The sequence below is a fragment of the Massilia sp. UBA6681 genome (genome assembly GCF_002454935.1).
Classification (GTDB): domain Bacteria; phylum Pseudomonadota; class Gammaproteobacteria; order Burkholderiales; family Burkholderiaceae_D; genus Telluria; species Telluria varians.
On the sequence record NZ_DKJX01000066.1, the window covers coordinates 13,725 to 31,028 of the forward strand.

The 17,304-nt window shown below is 66.0% G+C and carries 15 protein-coding genes and 1 tRNA gene; 5 read left to right on the forward strand and 11 right to left on the reverse strand.

What is annotated here, in order from left to right; all coding sequences use genetic code 11:
• Positions 1–80 precede the first annotated feature (80 nt).
• From B2R83_RS10575 to B2R83_RS10600, 6 genes are all read right to left on the reverse strand, one after another.
• Entirely contained in the window at positions 81–1,910 is a 1,830-nt protein-coding gene (locus tag B2R83_RS10575; protein WP_292040882.1) for a M61 family metallopeptidase, read from the reverse strand.
• Positions 1,911–1,989: 79 nt separating this feature from the next.
• Positions 1,990–2,562, reverse strand: coding sequence for a nucleotidyltransferase family protein (locus B2R83_RS10580; protein WP_292040884.1), 573 nt, complete (start codon positions 2,560–2,562; stop codon positions 1,990–1,992).
• 34 nt (positions 2,563–2,596) lie between these two features.
• A complete protein-coding gene (locus tag B2R83_RS10585; protein WP_292040887.1) occupies positions 2,597–4,810 on the reverse strand; it encodes a xanthine dehydrogenase family protein molybdopterin-binding subunit in 2,214 nt (737 codons plus the stop codon).
• Between the two features lie 10 nt (positions 4,811–4,820).
• Positions 4,821–5,279 carry a (2Fe-2S)-binding protein gene (locus tag B2R83_RS10590; protein WP_209589314.1) on the reverse strand — a complete coding sequence of 153 codons (459 nt, stop codon included), beginning with the start codon at positions 5,277–5,279 and terminating at the stop codon, positions 4,821–4,823.
• Positions 5,280–5,324: 45 nt separating this feature from the next.
• Positions 5,325–6,044 (reverse strand): DsbC family protein, encoded by a 720-nt coding sequence (locus tag B2R83_RS10595; protein ID WP_292040891.1) that lies wholly within the window; start codon positions 6,042–6,044, stop codon positions 5,325–5,327.
• A 19-nt stretch (positions 6,045–6,063) separates the two neighbouring features.
• On the reverse strand, positions 6,064–7,281 hold the full coding sequence (locus B2R83_RS10600) for an FAD-dependent monooxygenase (protein ID WP_414674392.1): 1,218 nt from the start codon (positions 7,279–7,281) through the stop codon (positions 6,064–6,066).
• A gap of 131 nt (positions 7,282–7,412) precedes the next feature.
• Here B2R83_RS10600 and B2R83_RS10605 point away from each other — a divergent pair.
• The 3 genes from B2R83_RS10605 (at position 7,413) to B2R83_RS10615 (ending at position 8,715) form a co-directional block, all read left to right on the forward strand.
• Positions 7,413–7,488 (forward strand) — tRNA-Phe (locus tag B2R83_RS10605).
• Between the two features lie 52 nt (positions 7,489–7,540).
• Positions 7,541–7,879, forward strand: coding sequence for a zinc ribbon domain-containing protein YjdM (locus tag B2R83_RS10610; RefSeq protein ID WP_292040895.1), 339 nt, complete (start codon positions 7,541–7,543; stop codon positions 7,877–7,879).
• Positions 7,880–7,959: 80 nt separating this feature from the next.
• A complete protein-coding gene (locus B2R83_RS10615) occupies positions 7,960–8,715 on the forward strand; it encodes a YoaK family protein (RefSeq protein WP_292040897.1) in 756 nt (251 codons plus the stop codon).
• Between the two features lie 42 nt (positions 8,716–8,757).
• On the opposite strand, the gene B2R83_RS10620 is transcribed toward B2R83_RS10615, so the two are convergent.
• From B2R83_RS10620 to B2R83_RS10630, 3 genes are read right to left on the reverse strand one after another with little or no spacing between them, the layout of a single operon-like run.
• The gene (locus B2R83_RS10620) at positions 8,758–10,407 is read right to left on the reverse strand and encodes a M28 family metallopeptidase (RefSeq protein WP_307189234.1); all 1,650 of its coding nucleotides are present in this window, start codon (positions 10,405–10,407) and stop codon (positions 8,758–8,760) included.
• 37 nt (positions 10,408–10,444) lie between these two features.
• On the reverse strand, positions 10,445–12,037 hold the full coding sequence (locus B2R83_RS10625; protein WP_292040901.1) for an AbgT family transporter: 1,593 nt from the start codon (positions 12,035–12,037) through the stop codon (positions 10,445–10,447).
• Positions 12,038–12,045: 8 nt separating this feature from the next.
• Positions 12,046–12,624 carry a hypothetical protein gene (locus B2R83_RS10630; RefSeq protein WP_292040903.1) on the reverse strand — a complete coding sequence of 193 codons (579 nt, stop codon included), beginning with the start codon at positions 12,622–12,624 and terminating at the stop codon, positions 12,046–12,048.
• Between the two features lie 161 nt (positions 12,625–12,785).
• Here B2R83_RS10630 and B2R83_RS10635 point away from each other — a divergent pair, with 161 nt between their 5' ends.
• Together B2R83_RS10635 and B2R83_RS10640 are read left to right on the forward strand one after the other, a co-directional pair.
• Positions 12,786–13,157 (forward strand): VOC family protein, encoded by a 372-nt coding sequence (locus B2R83_RS10635; RefSeq protein WP_209589302.1) that lies wholly within the window; start codon positions 12,786–12,788, stop codon positions 13,155–13,157.
• Positions 13,158–13,293: 136 nt separating this feature from the next.
• The gene (locus B2R83_RS10640) at positions 13,294–13,740 is read left to right on the forward strand and encodes a nuclear transport factor 2 family protein (protein ID WP_292040906.1); all 447 of its coding nucleotides are present in this window, start codon (positions 13,294–13,296) and stop codon (positions 13,738–13,740) included.
• A gap of 42 nt (positions 13,741–13,782) precedes the next feature.
• Here B2R83_RS10640 and B2R83_RS10645 read toward each other — a convergent pair whose 3' ends face one another.
• A complete protein-coding gene (locus B2R83_RS10645) occupies positions 13,783–15,858 on the reverse strand; it encodes a M13 family metallopeptidase (RefSeq protein ID WP_292040908.1) in 2,076 nt (691 codons plus the stop codon).
• 137 nt (positions 15,859–15,995) lie between these two features.
• Positions 15,996–17,135: a branched-chain amino acid ABC transporter substrate-binding protein gene (locus tag B2R83_RS10650; RefSeq protein WP_292040910.1), complete on the reverse strand. Its 1,140-nt coding sequence runs from the start codon at positions 17,133–17,135 to the stop codon at positions 15,996–15,998.
• Positions 17,136–17,304: the final 169 nt, after the last annotated feature.

Consider the following 17,304-nt stretch of genomic DNA (forward strand, 5'->3'; position numbering starts at 1 on the left):
AATCTCGTTTCAGGTTGTAGTTGAACGCGTGGGGTAATTCGGGCCAGTGGCCCGAATTACGAGACGCCACGCATTTGGTATTAAACAGCGCTTGGACGCTTGAGCGCAACCGACTTCTTGCCGGCGACGGCCTGCGACAGGGTGATGGTCGGCAGCTTGTCGCCCTGCAGCGTCACGTCGAAGGCCATCAGCTCGTCGCGGCGGAAGGCGTGCACGGTCACCTTGTCGCCGACGCGGTAGCGGCCGAGCAGCGTGTCCACGTTGGGCGGGTTGCCGCTGGCGCGCAGGCCGTCGATGGCGATGATGACGTCGTGCGCCGACAGGCCGGCGCGGTGCGCGGCGCCGCCTTCGTGCACCTGGGTCAGCTTGGCGCCCAGCGGGTCGCGGCCGATGCCGGCGTCCAGCGAGGGCTTGCCGCCCTTGCGCTCGTCTACCAGCTTGACGCCGAAAGGCGCATACAGCTTGGCCAGCGGCAGGTCGTCGGTGCCGCGCACCCAGCGTTCGAACTGGGTGCGCAGGCGCGTGCCGGCCACTTCGTCGAAGATCGCCTCGACCTCGGCCTCCGTCACGCCGCGGCCCGCGCCGCTGTAGAAGTCACGCCCGAAGCGCTCCCACAGTGCCAGCATCACGTCGTCCAGCGACTTCGCGCCGTTGGTCCTGGCGCGGATCGTCAGGTCGAAGGCCAGGCCGATCAGGGAACCCTTGGTGTAGTAGCTGATGATCGCATTCGGCGAGTTCTCGTCCTGGCGGTAGTACTTGCTCCAGGCGTCGAAGCTCGAATCGGCCACGCTCTGCTTGAGGCGTCCGCTGCCGCGCAGGACGCCGCCGACGGTCTTGGACAGCAGCTTGAAATAGGTCGCTTCGCCGATGATCCCGGCGCGCACCAGCATCAGGTCGTCGTAGTAGCTGGTGAAACCTTCGAACAGCCACAGCAGCGGGGTGTAGTTCTCCACCTGCAGGTCGTAGGGCGCGAACACCGCCGGCTTGATGCGCTTGACGTTCCAGGTGTGGAAGTACTCGTGGCTGCACAGGCCCAGGAAGCGCAGGTAGCCTTCGCCCGGCTCGGCGCTCTTCGGGGTGGCCAGGCTCGGCAGGTCGGCGCGGGCGCAGATCAGGGCGGTGGACGCGCGGTGCTCCAGGCCACCGTAGCCGTCGCCGACGGCCATCGTCATGAAGACGTAGCGGTCCATCGGCGCGCGCTTCGCGTGCGGTTCGAAAAAGGCGATCTGGGTTTCGCAGATGGCTTTCAGGTCGGCCTGCAGGCGCGCCATGTCGAGGTTGGGCACGCGGCCGGTAATGACGATGTCGTGCGGGATGCCGTGCGCCTTGAAGCTGGCCAGCTCGAAGTCGCCCATCTCGACCGGATGATCGATCAGCTCGTCGTAGTCGCTTGCTGTGTAGGTGCCGAAACCGTAGCGCTTGGCGCCGAGTTCCTTCATCGCGGTGGCGACGCGCCAGCCCTTCGCGACCGGGTCGCCGGGGCGCTGGATGTCGACCTGGTGGGCCAAGGCTTCCTGGCCGACCACGCGCAGGAATACACTGGTGCCGTTGAAGAAGCCGTGGGTCTGGTCGAGGTGGGCGGCACGAACCGACAGGTCCCAGGCGTACACCTCGTAGTGCAGGGTCAAGGGACCGCTGGTGCGCGCCGCGCGCCAGGAATGCTTGTCCAGTTTGCTCAAGGAGACGTCCTGGCCGCCGCTCTCGGCGCGGATGCGCACGATGTTGCGGGCGAATTCGCGGATCATGTAGCTGCCGGGGATCCAGGCCGGCAGCGTGAATACTTGTCCCTCAGGGTCGGGGCTTGCAACCGTAACCGTGACGTTGAACAGGTGGCCGGCCAGGTCCTTGGGAACGATGGTGTAGAGGATGGCGGGCTGCTCGGGCTTCTTTTTCTGGGAAGGTTTTTTCATATCGATAGGTGATGCGGCCAAATATGCTCCCTAGTGTAATCGGATTCGATCAAGACTGGAAAACAATGACATGCATACATCAAGCCGGCAGGTCGGCGGGCGTATCGATATCCTGCAGGACGCCGGGGTCGGCCACGGGGATGTCTTGTACCGGATACGCCTGCAGCAGCCGGCGCGCGCCCTGGTCGCCCTCCATCGCCAGCAGCGCGTCGCGGTGAACGGGGCCGAAGGCGACCGGGTTGCCGCGCCTTCCACCGACCACCGGCGCCGCAATGCCGGCGCCCGCCTGTACCGCCTCAACCAGCGCGTCCAGGGTGGATGCCGCCACAAAAGGCATGTCCCCCAGCGCCACCAGCCAGCCTTCGGCCGGCAGCGAGTGGCGGATCGCATGGGCCAGCGAGGCGCCCATGCCGGTATCGGCATCCGGGCACACGGTGACCTCGCAGCCGAGTGCGCGCAGGATGTCGCCCACGCCGCCGTCCTCCGGCGGCACCACCGCGACCACGCGCGGCACACAGGCGAGCAGGCGACGTGCGCTGGCAGCGGCCACCAGCTCGCCTCCGGGCAGCGACTGGAGCAGCTTGTTGCGGCTGCCCCCGGGGTCGAAACGGCGGCCCCGGCCGGCAGCAAGCAGGATGCCGGTCAAGGACATGCGCGTCGGCGACGTGCGCGTCGGCGACATCGCGTCAAGCCGTCGCCAGGTCGAAAGGCAGCTTGCGCAGGCGCTTGCCGGTCAGCCGGAACACGGCGTTGGCAAAGGCCGGCGCCAGCGGCGGCAGGCCCGGTTCGCCGACGCCGGTGGGCGGATCGTTCGACGGCACGATGTGCACCTCGACCTGCGGCATCTCATGGTGGCGGGCCACGACGTAGTCGCCGAAGTTCTGCTGCTCGACCACGCCGTCCTTGAGCGTGATCGCGGCGCCCGGCAGGGTCATTCCCAGGCCCATCAGGGCCGCGCCCTGCACCTGCGCCTCGATCGACAGCGGGTTGACCGGCTGGTTGCAGTGCACGCCCGCGACCGCGCGGTGCAGCTTCGGCACGCCGTCGACCACCGAGGCCTCGACCACGTAGGCGACCACCGAGCCGAAGGACTCGTGCACGGCCACGCCCCAGGCGCGCCCCTTCGGCAGCTTTTTCGTGCCGTAGCCGGACCTGGCCACCGCCAGGTCGAGCGCCGCGCGGTGGCGCAGGTGCTTCTCGCCCATCAGCTTCTTGCGGTAGGCGACCGGGTCCATCCTGGCCACGTGCGCGGCCTCGTCGATCAGGGTCTCCATCACGTAGGCGGTATGGGTCGAACCGACCGAGCGCCACCACAGCACCGGCACGTTCTGCTTCACGCCCTCGACCGCCAGGTTCAGCGGCACGTCGTAGGGCGCCCCCATGCCCTCGACCGTGCTGCCGTCCACGCCGTCCTTGACCATGCCCTGCTCGAACATGGTGCCGGCCATGATCGACTGGCCGACGATCTTGTGGTCCCAGGCCACGATCCGGCCCTTGCCGTCGATGCCGAGGTCGGCGCGGTGCACATAGGACGGGCGGTAGTAGCCGCCGCGGATGTCGTCCTCGCGGCTCCACACCAGCTTGACCGGGCCGCTCTTCCCAAGTGCGCGCCAGGCCTTGGCGATGCGGACCGTGTCGCCGACCCAGTCCGATGCCAGCACCGCACGGCGGCCGAAGCCGCCGCCGGCCATCATGGTGTTGATCGTCACCTGCTCCGGCTTGAAGCCGAGGATTCCTGCCGCCACCTGCTGGTCGACCGTCTGCGACTGGGTACCGGCCCAGATCGTGCAGGAGTCAAGCTTCAGGTCGACCACGCAGTTGAGCGGCTCCATCGGCGCATGCGCCAGGTAGGGGAAATCGTAAACCGCCGAGATCTTGTGGGCAGCACCGGCCAGCTGAGACACGTCGGCCTTGCGCGCGAGCGCGCCGCCCGGGGCCTTGGCCAGCTTGCGGAATTCTTCCAGCTGCTGCGCGCTGCTGACCTTCTCGAGCCCGCTCGTGTCCCACTCGGCCTGCAGCGCCTCGCGGCCCTGCTTCGCCGGCCAGTAGCCTTTCGCGAACACGGCGACGCCACGGGCGCCGCGATCCAGGTCCACTTCCAGCACCTCGACCACGCCCTTCACGGCGCGCGCGGCGGCGGCATCGAACTTTGCTACTTTCGCGCCGAATACCGGCGGACGCGCCACCAGCACGGTCAGCGCATCCTCCGGTGTGAAGTCGATGCCGAACTGCTGGCGGCCGCTCGACTTGGCGCGCGCATCGATGCGGCGCATCGGCTTGCCGATGTAGCGGTAGGCTTTCGGCTCCTTCAGCACCACGGTGGCGGGCACCGGCTGCTTCATCGCAGCCTCGGCCAGCGAACCGTAGCTCGCCTTCTGGCCGTTCGGGCCGAGCACCATGCCTTTCGAGGTGCGGCACTGCCCGGGCGCGACCTTCCACTGCTCGGCCGCGGCGGCGACCAGCATGGCGCGGGCGCGTGCGCCGATCTCGCGGTATTGCGTGAAGCCGTGCGCGATGCTGCCCGAGCCGCCGGTGATCTGCATGCCGAAAGCCGGATCCTTGTAGACCTCGCCGGCCGGGGCCAGCTCGCCGCGCATCTGCGACCAGTCGGCGTCGAGTTCCTCGGCGATCAGCATCGGCAGCGAGGTGTGTACGCCCTGGCCGAATTCGAGGCGGTTGACCATGACGGTGATGGTGTTGTCGGGCGCCACGCGCAGGAAGGCGTTCGGTGCGTAGACCTTGGCTTCGGCGGCCTGTGCGAAACGATGCGCGCCCGGCAGCGTAAAGCCCAGCACCAGCCCGCCGGTGGCGGCGCCCGCGGTCTTCAGGAAGCCGCGGCGCGACAAGCCGGCGCCGGCGGCGCGCGCGGCGGCAGCGCGGTCGATCCAGTCGAATTTCATCGCGCTCTCCTCAGGCCAGGGTCGTGGCGGCATCCTTGATGGCCGCGCGGATCCGTTGGTAGGTGCCGCAGCGGCAGATGTTGCCGCTCATCGCGTTGTCGATGTCGGCGTCGCTCGGGCGCTTGTTGGTGCGCAGCAGGACCACGGCGCTCATCACCTGGCCGCTCTGGCAGTAGCCGCACTGCGGCACGTCGTGCTTGACCCAGGCGTCCTGCACGGCCTTGCCGACCTTGTCGTTTTCCATCGCTTCGATGGTGGTGATCTTCATGCCCTGCGCGCTTGATATCGGCGTGACGCAGGAGCGGATCGGGTTGCCGTCCAGGTGCACGGTGCAGGCGCCGCACAGCGCCGCGCCGCAGCCGAACTTGGTGCCCGTCATGTCGAGGTTGTCGCGCAGCGCCCAGAGGATGGGCGTGCTGGGGTCGGCGTCGACCTGGAGGTCGCGCCCGTTGATGTTCAAGGTCACCATGTACTGCTCCCTGTTTGGACTACGTGCTTGTTTTTGTTTTACGGTTTACTTCAACGACTGCAGCTTGGCTTCCAACCCCTTCAGGTCGATCGCACCCGGAATGCGCGAACCATCGGTGAAGAAGATGGCCGGCGTGCCCTGGATACGCAGCTTCTGGCCGAGGGCCACGACCTGGTCGTTCGGCGATTCGCAGCCGCTAGGGGCCGCCGGTGGCAGCTTGTTGTTGATCATCCAGTCGTCCCAGGCCTTGACGCGGTCCGCGGCGCACCAGATATTCTTCGACTTCACGAACGAATCCTCGGACAGGATGTTGTACATGAAGGTGTAGATCGTGACGTTGTCGATTTCCTTGAGCGTGGTCTGGCGCAGGCGCTTGCAGTAGCCGCAGTTCGGGTCCTCGAACACGGCGATGACGCGCTTGCCGTTGCCCTTGACCTGTTTGAGCGCCAGTTCCAGCGGCAGGTCGCTGAACTTGATCTTGTTGACTTCCTCGATGCGGGCGCGGGTCAGGTTGGTCGAAGTCTTGGTGTCGTAGACGTGGCCGATGAACAGGTAGTCGCCCTTCTTGTCCGTATACAGGATGTCGCCGGCCACGCGCACTTCGTACAGGCCGCTGTAGGGCGTCTCGCGGATCGATTCGATCTTGGCGCCGCCCAGGCGCGGCTCGAGCGCCTTCTTGATCGTCGCTTCGGTGGTGTTCTGCGCTTCCACGCAGGATGCGAGCAGGCCCGTCGCCAACAAAACGGCGACCTTGGTTTTCAACATGACAAATTCCTTAATAGATTTACTTGCCCATCGCATGCGCCATCAGGCGACGCTTTACCGAAGGCAATTTATCGAGCAAGTTTAATCCGAAATTACGCACGACGCGTACCGGTTCGAGGTTGGCGCCGAACAAACGTTCGAGCCCGTCGGTGGCCCATTGCATGAGCAGCACGTCTTCCTTGCGCTTGCGGGCGTAGCGCGCCAGCACCCGTTCGTCGGCGATGCCGCGCCGGTCTTCGCGTTCGCGCAGCACCTGCAGCAGGTCGACGATGTCGCCGAAGCCCAGGTTCATGCCATGACCGGCCAGCGGATGTACCGCGTGGGCAGCGTCGCCCACCAGGGCCACGCGCGGCGCCACCAGCGAGTGCGGGCGCACCAGCGCCAGCGGCACCGCCTTGACGGCTTCCGGCAGCAAGGGGCGCAGGGTGCCGAGCTTGTCGTCGGCGTATTCGGCCAGGCGGATCGCCATCTCGCCGAGCGACTCGTCCATCAGGGTGTCGGCCAGGGTTTCCGGGGCCGACCAGACCAGCGAGACGCGGTTGCCCGGCAGCGGCAGCAGCGCGATGATGCCGTCGGCGCAGGTGAACCACTGGTAGGCCACGCCGTGGTGCGGCTTGTCGCAGGCAAAATTGGTGACGATGGCGCGCTGGTGGTACATGCGGTAATCGACGCCGATGTCGCACTGGCCGCGCACCCAGGATTCGCGCCCGTCGGCGCCGACCACCAGTTCGCAGGCGATTTTGGTGCCGTCTTCCAGCAGCACGGCGGCCCCCAGCTCGCTGCAGGTCAGGTCGCAGGCGCAGCCGGACACCACTTGGACGTTGGCGGCAAACTTGAGCGCCGCGTCCAGCGCGCCGTTCAGGTTGCTGTCCTCGACGATCCAGGCCAGCGTGCCGACGTGGGCGCCGAAGGCGTCGAAGCCCAGGTTGCCGCCCTGCTGGCCGTCGCCCTTGATGTCCATCGCATCGACCGGCTGCACCCGCGCCAGGTCGAGGGCGCCCCAGACCTTGAGCGATGCCAGCAGGTCGTGGGCCGTGTGGTTGAGGGCATAGACGCGCACGTCCCAGGGTTTTTCCGCCGCCGAGGTGCTCGGCGTCTCTGGCGCCGGGCGCGCCGGCGGCACCAGGAGGGTGACGCTGTATCCCGACTGGGCAAAACCGAGGGCGGCAGTCTTGGCGATGGCGCCGTTGCCGACGATGCAGACGTCGCTGCGGTACTGGGCGGAGGTGGTAGTCATGAAACACATTATAGCGAGATGTCAACAGCGCGCTCGGGCATCTTGATGCGCGCCACAGGCGCTTCCCGGCCGCAGCATGCGCAAGGGGGCTTGCGCGGATGAGAATCGCTGGCTATAATCATGCCTCTCTTGGCCTGGTAGCTCAGTTGGTAGAGCAGAGGATTGAAAATCCTTGTGTCGGTGGTTCGATTCCGCCCCGGGCCACCAAGAATTAAAGAACGCCACCCTCGGGTGGCGTTTTTGCTTTCAAAGGTCTTCCATGCATGCCCTGCCTTCCTGCCCCGAATGCCAGTCCACCCTCACCTATGAAGACGGCAGCGGCCAGTACGTCTGCCCAGAATGCGCCCATGAATGGCTGGTAGAGGGCGAAGCGCCCGAAGCCGCCCGGGTCTGGCGCGACGCCTCCGGCAACATCCTGCAGGACGGCGACAGCGTCACCGTCATCAAGGACCTCAAGCTGAAAGGCGGGGGCGGCGTGGTCAAGCAGGGAACCAAGGTCAAGAATATCCGCCTGGTCGAGGGCGACCACGACATCGACTGCAAGATCGAAGGTTTCGGCGCGATGAGCCTGAAATCGGAGTTCGTACGCAAGAGCTGAGCCCTACTTTTGTGCAACCAGGCAAGATGACTTAAGATAGGTTCATCCATCCTGTCGAACAGCCAAGGGGTAGGCAAGCCGTGCCGATCCATTTTGCCAGACGCCTCACCGGGCACAAGCGCAGCGTCGATGCCAACAGGCATCTCGGTCTCGCGCTGGCATTCATTGCAGGCGCCATCAACGCGGGCGGTTTTCTCGCCGTGCAGCAGTACACCTCGCACATGACCGGTATCGTGTCGGGCATGGCGGATCACCTGGCGCTGGGGGACTATGCGCTGGTACTGGCCGGATTCGGCGCGATCCTGTCCTTCCTGCTGGGCGCCACCTGCACCGCCCTGATGGTCAGCCACGCGCGCCAGCGCCGCATGCACAGCGAATACGCCCTGCCCTTGCTGCTCGAGGCCGTGCTCCTGCTCGGCTTTGGCCTGCTTGGCGGCCACCTTGCCACGATCGCCGGGCTGTTCGTCCCGCTGACCGTCATGCTGCTGTGTTTTATCATGGGCCTGCAGAATGCCTTGATCACCAAGCTGTCCAGGGCCGAGATCAGGACGACCCACATGACCGGCATCATCACCGACATCGGCATCGAACTGGGAAAAATGGCGTATCGCCGGGCGGCGCCCGGCGCCGGCAGGGTCGTGCCGAACCGCGACCGGCTCGGGATCCATACCATGCTGGTGCTGTCCTTCTTCTTCGGCGGCGTGATCGGCGCGCTGGGATTCGCGCACATCGGCTACCGCTCGACGGTGCCGCTTGCCGTCGTCCTGTGCGTGCTGGCCATCGTTCCGGCACTCGACGACCTGGCACGTCTGCGGCGCCGGCGCGCCAGAAAATAAAACGCCACCGCGTACGGTGGCGTTCATCCTGTCCAGGGCCGCTTACTTGCGCTCGGCCGCCGACTTGTCGCGCGCCGCGCGGAACTCCGATTCCGGCGCCCAGTTCGGCCAGCCGGTGGAATTGGCCAGGTCCGATCCCAGCGCATACAGCAGCTCCAGGTCACGCGCCATGCCGGTGAAGGTCCAGGCCGGGTTGAATTCGTCCGACGGCTGGTGGTAGTGCTTCTCGGTGTAAGCCACTTCGTCCGCCATGCCGGCCTGGGTGCCGCCCTCGACCCAGTTCTTGCCCGAGCCGAAGGAAATCGCCGGCACCCCGCGCTTGGCGAACGGGAAGTGGTCGGAACGGAAGAAGTAGCCCGCTTCCGGTTTCGGATCCGGCGAATAGCTCATGTTCCACTTCTTTGCCTTGGCGGTCAGCTGGTCCAGCAGTTCCAGCTTGGCGCTGCCCGAGATCGTGAAATCGCGTGCCGGCCCCTGCGGGTTCAGGGCGTCCATGTTGATCACGGCCACGGTCGAGGCCAGCGGATACAGGGGATTCGAGGCGTAGTATTCCGAGCCGAGCAGGCCCTTCTCTTCCGCCGTCACCGCCAGGAACACGACGCTGCGCTGCGGCGCCGGCTGCTTGGCGTAGACGCGCGCCAGTTCCAGCATGGCGGCGATGCCGGTGGCATTGTCCACGGCGCCGTTATAGATCTTGTCGCCCCTGGCGTCCGGCTGCCCCACGCCCAGGTGGTCCCAGTGGCCGCTGTAGATCACATACTGCTTCGGCTGCTTGCTGCCCTCGCGGATCGCGACCACGTTCTTCGAGGTGACGACCTGGGAATCGGTGCTGTAATCGGCCGACAGGCTCACGCCCTTCAGCTCGACCGGCTTGAAGTCGCGGGTCTGGGCCTGCTTCTTGGCCGCGTCGAAATCGAGGCCGGCCGCCTTGAACATCGAGGCCGCCAGGTCGCGCTGGACCCAGGCTTCCATCGGCGCGTGCGACTTGCGCGGCTCCTTGCGCACCACGTCGTACATGACGTTGGTATTCGAGTTCTGCACCGTCGGCCAGCCATAGGAGGCCGGCGCGGTCTCGTGCACGATGATGGTGCCGAGCGCGCCGCGGCGCGCCATCTCTTCGTACTTGTAGGTCCAGCGGCCGTAATAGGTCATCGCCTTGCCGCCGAACTCGCCCTGCCCGGTTTCGAAATCCGGATCGTTGATCAGGACCACCGCTAGCTTGCCCTTCAGGTCCACGCCCTTGAAGTCGTCCCACTTGCGTTCCGGCGCGGTGACGCCGTAGCCGACGAAGACCAGCGGCGCGTCCTTGAACGACACCTGCTTCAGGCCGCTCATCGAGGCGCGCACGGCCATGTCCGGACCCTGCTTCAGCTCGCGGCTGGCGCCGCCCTGGGTGAGGGTCAGCTTGACCGGCCCCTTGATCTCGAAACGGCCCAGGGGCACGTCCTGGGTCCAGGCGCGCTTGCCGTCCTTCAGGTCGCCGCCCGGCTGCAGGCCGGCCGCCTTGAACTGCTGCACGAGGTAATCGACCGTCCTGGTTTCACCCGCGGTGTTGGGGCCGCGGCCTTCGAATTCGTCCGAGGACAAGGTCTTGACGTCCTGGGCCAGGCGCTTGGGGTCGAAGCGCGGGCCGTCGGCGGCCTGCGCGGCGGTAACCGCAAGGCCCATCAGAACTAGGGTGGCGTATTTCAAACGAGTCTCCATGTCGTAGCGATTAACGGTAATGCCTTCAGCTTGCCGCCGGGTAGGTGTAGGTCGAGCCGACGCCCAGCGGGATGTCCAGCGCCCAGAAGCCGAGCAGGAACGCGGTCCAGCATACCAGCATCGCCACCGAGTACGGCAGCATCAGGGCGATGAGCGTGCCGATGCCGGTCGACTGCACATATTTTCGGCAGAACACGATAATCAAGGGGAAGTAAGGCAGCAGCGGCGTGATGATGTTGGTCGAGGAGTCTCCCACGCGGTAGGCGGCCTGGGTGAAGTCCGGCGAGACGCCGAGTTCCATCAGCATCGGCACCATCACCGAGCCGATCAGCGCCCACTTGGCGGAGGCCGAGCCGATGAACAGGTTGACCGACGCCGTCAGGAGCACGATGCCGGCCAGGGTGACGCCCATCGGGAAGGCCATCTCCTTCAGCCACAAGGCGCCCTTGATCGCCAGCAGTGCGCCCAGGTTCGATTGGCCGAAGGCGAAGATGAACTGCGCGCAGAAGAAGGCCATGACCACGTAGTAGCCCATGCCGCTCATGGCATGGCTCATCCCCTTGACGATGTCGCGGTGGTTCTTCGCGGTGCCGGCGACGTAGCCGTACACCACGCCCGGAATCAGGAAGAAGATGAAGATCAGCGGGACGATCGACTGCATCAGGGGCGCCCCCGCATGCGTGATCTCGCGCGTGTCCGGCGCGCGCCATGCCGAGCTTTCCGGCACGATCGACCATACCAGCAGCGCCAGGCTGGCGACCATCGCCAGACCGGCCCAACGCAAGCCCTTGCGTTCCCGGGGCTGCAAATCATCCATCTTCGGCAGGTCGGCCGGGTCGGCATCGATGGCCGCCGTCTTTTTCAGGCGCGGCTCGATGACTTTATCGGTCAGGAACCAGCCGATGATGACGACCAGGAACAGCGATGCCGTCGTGAAGTAGTAATTATTCAGGGGATTGATGACGACCGACGCGGCGGCCGGATCGGACGAGAGCCGCGCGGCCACCTGGGTCAGGCCGGCCAGCAGCGGATCGAGGCTGGAGGGCAGGAAGAAGGTGGCCGAGAAGCCGCCGGACACGCCGAAGAAGGCGGCCGAGATGCCGGCCAGCGGATGGCGCCCCGCAGCATAGAAGATGACGGCGCCCAGCGGGATCACCAGCACGTAGCCGGCGTCGACGGCGACGTGGCTCAGCACGCCGACGGCGACCAGCACCGGCGTGAGCAGGCGCCGTGGCGTCACGGACAGGATCTTGCGCAGGCCGGCATTGATGAAGCCGGTGTATTCCGCCACGCCCAGGCCCAGCATCGCCACCAGCACCACGCCCAGCGGCGGGAAGGTGACGAAGGTGTTGACCATGCGCGCCGTGAAATCGGTCAGGGCGGTGGGCGCCAGCAGGTTCTTGACCTGGATGGCCTGGCCGGAGCGCGGATCGATCTCGGTGAATACCATGCCCGACATGGCCCAGGACGTGAGCCAGACCACGGCCAGCAGGAGGGCAAACAGGATCGCCGGATCGGGCAGCTTGTTGCCGACCCTTTCGATCAGGTTCAGGATGCGGTTCAGTGCGCCGGTTTTCCCGGCGGGTGCTTGCGTTTGCTTCAGCGTTTGTTCGGCCATTGCTTACCCTAGTGTTCAGGCGACGAAGGTCGTGGTTGAAGAAAAAATAAGCCGGCTACGCGCTTGAGGACGAACTCCGCGCGCGGCTTGTCATGGCGGTCCAGGCGATAGGTCAGCACGCTGCCATCCTGGCTGAGGCTGACGGTCCAGACATTGGTCTCGGCGCCGGGAACGAGTCTGGCAGTATAGGCATCGGCCAGGAAGGCCTGGGAGCGCGCGCTGCCGCCTTCCTTCGCCATGCCGCCGTACATGGTCACCGTATCCGGCGTGCCGTCCGGGTGGCGGTGGTCGTGGCGCAGCTCCAGCCCTGCCCGAGGACGGGTGAAGATCCAGGTGCGCGAGCGGTTTTCGCCGACCTGCACCGGCATCCGTACCGCATCCGCTGTACAGACGACTTCGGTCGATATGGTCTTGTTGGCGAATTCGCTGTTGGGGTCGATCGCATACGAGAGCGCGCCTTCGAAGCGCTGGCCGCACATGCCTTGCAGCGTGGCCATGAAGCCGTCGCGGGCGTCAAGGGGTGGCGGAGCGGTGGCGCAGCCGGCCAGCACGACGGCGGCGGCGAGAACGGGAAGCAGAGAGCGCATGGTGGCCTGTTGCTTGTTGGACAAACTGTGAGAGTAGCACAGCAGTCCGGCGGCTTGGCCGGAAAAAATCGATGGACCTGCCCCGTGTTTACGCTCGGGCGCAGCACTCGACATGGGCCGATGCGATAATGCGGCATCGCTCAAGCACACTGGAGAACGCCATGCCCCATATCGCCGGAATCGACCACGTCCAGGTTGCCACGCCTCCGGGCGCCGACGAGGCCGCTCGTGCCTTCTATGGCGGCGTGCTGGGACTGACCGAGATTCCCAAGCCGGCGCCGCTGAACGCCTCGGGCGGCGCGTGGTTCCTGGCCGGAGGCAGCCAGCTGCACATCGGCGGCCAGGCCGGCTTCGTGCCGGCCAAGAAGGCACACCCGGCCTTCGCCGTCGAGGACTTTGAGGACTACTGCGCCCTGCTGCGCGAGCGCGGGGTGGAAGTGCGCGAAGAAGTCCAGGTCAATGGCCGGCGCCGCGCCGGCATCGAAGACCCGTTCGGCAACCGCGTCGAACTGATCGAGGCCGCGCGCGCCTAACGCGACTTGCAGCGACGCTCAAGCCGCCACCTTCGGGTGGCGTTGTCGCTTTTGCGCCTCTTCCGGCTTCCGGGTCTTGCACATTATCGCATCTGGCACATACTGGAAATCCCACCCTTTTCGACAGGAGGCGATCATGCTCGAGCAGCAGAATGTCAAGGCAGTCCAGGAGTGCTATGCCGCGTACGGACGCAAGGATCTCGACAAATTTTTCGCGTGCATGACGCCTGACATCGACTGGGAACTGACGGAGGTGCCGGGTGTTTCGTTCACCGGCAAACGGAAGGGATGCGAGCAGATCGCCGAGTATTTCGAGCAGTTCGACGAAAAGCTCGCGATACGGGAATTCACGCCCAGGGAATTCATCGCCCAGGGCGACAAGGTGGTCGTCCTGGGGCACAGTGCGTGGACGACCAAGGAAACGCAGAACGACATCGAGAGCGACTGGGTGCATGTGTTCACCCTCAGGGACGGCCGGGTTTCGGCCTTCCGCGAATACCTCGGCTCCCACCTCGGCATCGAATTCTTCGAATGCGCTCCGCTCGCGGCGGGAACGGCGGCCGGAAGTCCGGCGCCGCATTGACGGACAGGTGCAGGAACGTGGTGTTCCTCCACCTGTCACCCATTACCAGAAGATCACGCGGTCCTTCGGCTCCAGGTACATCTTGTCGCCCGGCTTGACGTCGAAGGCTTCGTAAAAGCCCGGGTGGTTGCGCAGGCTGCCGTTGACGCGGAATTCCGACGGCGAGTGCGGGTCCGATTTCACCTGCGAGATCAGGGCCGCGTCGCGCGCCTTGCCCTTGCGTGCCTGCGACAGACCCATGAAGATGCGCTGCTCGGCGGTGAAGCCGTCGATCACCGGACCGGGCTTGCCCTTCAGGTAAATCTTGTAGGCGCGGCTGGCCATGATGGCGCCGGCGTTGTCGGCGATGTTCTCGCCCAGGGTCAGTTCGCCGTTCAGGTGGTAGCCCGGCAGCGGGCTGTAGCCGGCATACTGCGACACCAGCACCTTGCCGCGCGCCGCGAACTGCTTCGCGTCTTCCTCGGTCCACCAGTTGCGCAGGTTGCCGTCGCCGTCGTACTGCGAACCCTTGTCGTCGAAAGCGTGGCTGATCTCGTGGCCGATCGAGATGCCGACCGAGCCGTAGTTCACCGCCGGTTCGGCGTTGGCGTCGTACAGCGGGTACTGCAGGCGCGCGGCCGGGAACACGACCTCGTTCAGGGTCGGGCTGTAATAGGCGTTGACGGTCTGCGGCGACATGCTCCAGACGCTGCGGTCGACCGGCTTGCCGAGGCGGTTCATCATGTAGTCATGACCGAACTCGCGCGAGCGCATTACGTTGCCGACCAGGTCGCCGCGCACGATCTTCAGACCCGAGTAGTCGCGCCACTTGTCCGGGTAGCCGATCTTGACGTTGATCTTCGAGAGCTTGGTGTGGGCCTGCTTCTTGGTTTCCGGCGACATCCATTCCAGCTGGTCGATGCCTTCGCCGAAGGCGGTGATGAAGTTCTTCGCCATGTCCAGCACCTGCTGCTTGCGCTCCGGCGGGAAATGCTGGGCCACATAGGCCTTGCCCACCACTTCGCTCAGGTTGCGGTTGATCTCGGCGATCGCGCGCTTCTCGACCGGGCGGTTGACGGTGGCGCCGCCCAGCACGCCGCCGCGGAAGGCGAAGCCCTCGTCGACGAAAGGCTGCGACAGGTAAGGCGCATAGGCGCTCAGCAGGCGGAATTCGAAGTAGGACTTCCAGGTGTCCAGCGGCGTCGCGGCGATCAGCTTGTCGAGTGCGGCCACATAGCTGGGCTGGCTGACGATCACGGCATCGACCTTGCCGGCCGCGCCCACGCCCTTCAGGTAGGCGTCCCAGTCGATGCCGGGGGCCAGGGTGCGCAGTTGGGCCAGGGTGTGCTTGTTGTAGCGCTTGACCGGGTCGCGGTTTTCCACCGCGCTCCACTGCGAGCGCGCGATCTCGGTTTCCAGCGCCACGATCCGGGCAGCCTTGGCGTCGGCGTCCTGGTGGCCGGCCAGCGCCAGCATCTTGCCGATGTGCGCCTGGTACTTGGTGCGGATGTCCTTCAGGCGCGCTTCGTCCTGCAGGTAGTAGTCGCGGTTCGGCATGCCCAGGCCCGACTGCGAAATTCCCATGATGTAGCGGGTCGAATCCTTGTTGTCCTGGCCGACGCCCATGCCGAGCGGGCCGCCGACGTCGATGCGGTCGAAGCGCGCCATCAGGGCTGCCAGCTCGCGCTTGTCCTTCAGCGCATCGATGCGGGCGCGTTCCGCCTTGAGCGGCGCCAGGCCGAGTTCATTGCGGCGCTTCTCGTCCACGTAGCTGGTGTAGAAGTCGCCCATCTTCTGGGCTTCCGAGCCAGCCTTGGCGTTCTTCTGGCTTGCTGCTTCGCCGATGATGGCGCTGACCTGCTGCTCGACGCGCTCCTGCGCGATGCTGAAGGCGCTCCAGCTGGAACGGTCCGACGGAATGTCGACGTCCTTCAGCCATTTGCCCTGGGTATAGCGGAAGAAGTCATCCTGTGCGCGCACGCCGGTGTCCATCGCGGCGACGTCGATGCCGGATGCGGCTGCGGCGGCCGCCGCCGATGGCGCCACGGTGTTTGGCGTCGCTGGCGCTTCGTACGCGCCGGCTTGGGACGCCACTGCGAACAGGCCCGCGATCAAGGTGCTGCACAGGCTAGGTTTCATCTCTCTCTCCAGATTTCCAGATTGTTGGTGTTGGGAACCGAACGATCCTAATCGAACTGGAGGAGCAATGCCAAGGCCATTTTTGTATGCATGTTGTTTCAGAAGCCCTGTCAATACGGGCTTCCTGCCCTGCCGGATTATTTTCCGCGCACCACCTGCAGCTTCACCTTCTTGCCCTGGCGGTAGGTGTACAGGGTCATCGCGGCGTCGCGCAGGTCGCCCTTGGCATCGAAGGCGATGCTGCCGGTGACGCCTTCGTGCCGGATGGCCGCCAGCGCCGGCAGGAAGCGTGCGGGTTCGGTCGACTGGGCCTTCTGCATCGCGCCGGCAAACACCATCACCGCGTCGTAGGCATAGGGCGCATAGGTTTCGACCGGCGTGCCGTAGCGCTGGCGGAAGCGCTCGTTGAACGCGTTGAAGCGCGCCTCCTGGGCGCCGGTGACGCCGCCCGCGACCGCGCAGAACACCTTGTCGTCGCCCAGCGCGTCGCCGGCCAGCAGCGGCAGCTTTTCCGAGCAGACGCCGTCGCCGGACACGAATGTCGCCTGCACCCCGAGCGTCTTCATCTGCTTGAGCATGGGACCGGCCACCGCGTCCATGCCGCCGTAGAAGATGACATCCGGGCGCTGGGCGCGGATCTGGGTCAGGATGGCGCTGAAGTCGGTCGCCTTGTCGTGGGTGAACTGGCGGCTGACGATGGCGGCGCCGCCGCTGCTGCGCACTTCGCGCGCGAACTGGTCCGCCAGGCCCTGGCCGAAGGCGGTGCGGTCGTCGATCACAGCGATCCGTCTGGCCTTGAGCGCGCCGAGCGCATGGCGCGCCAGCGTGCGCCCGATCAGGTTGTCGTTGGCCACCACCCGGAAGGCGGTCTTGTAGCCCTGGTTCGTGTACACCGGCGTGGTGGCGGCCGGCGAGATCTGCGGGATGCCGGCGCTGGCATAGATCTTCGAGGCCGGCACCGTCGGCCCCGAGTTCAGGTGCCCGACGACGGCCGCCACGCGCGCGTCGACCAGCTTCTGGGCCACCGCCGTGCCGGTCTTGGGGTCGCTGGCGTCGTCCTCCGCCTGCAGCACCCACTTGATCCTTTTGCCGCCGATCGCGATGCCCTTGGCGTTCAGCTCGTCGATCGCCATGCGGGCGCCGTTCTCGATGTCCTTGCCCTGGTGGGCGCCGGGACCCGACAGCGGCGAAGCGGTGCCGATCCGCACTTCGGTCTGGGCGCTGGCCGGCAGGGCGGCGAGCAGGAGGGAGGACAAGACGGCGGCGGCAGAACGCATGGCACCCTTTCTCGATTGGATGCCTTCGATTGTACTGCCGCGCCGGCCCGCCACCAACCGCCATGCGTGCGCACGGCGGCGGCGGAACGCAAGCTTAGAACCTATCCCAGTAGGGAGGAGGAAGCTGGCGGCGATGCATGGCAAGCGCGGGCAAGGCGCGAGGAGGCCG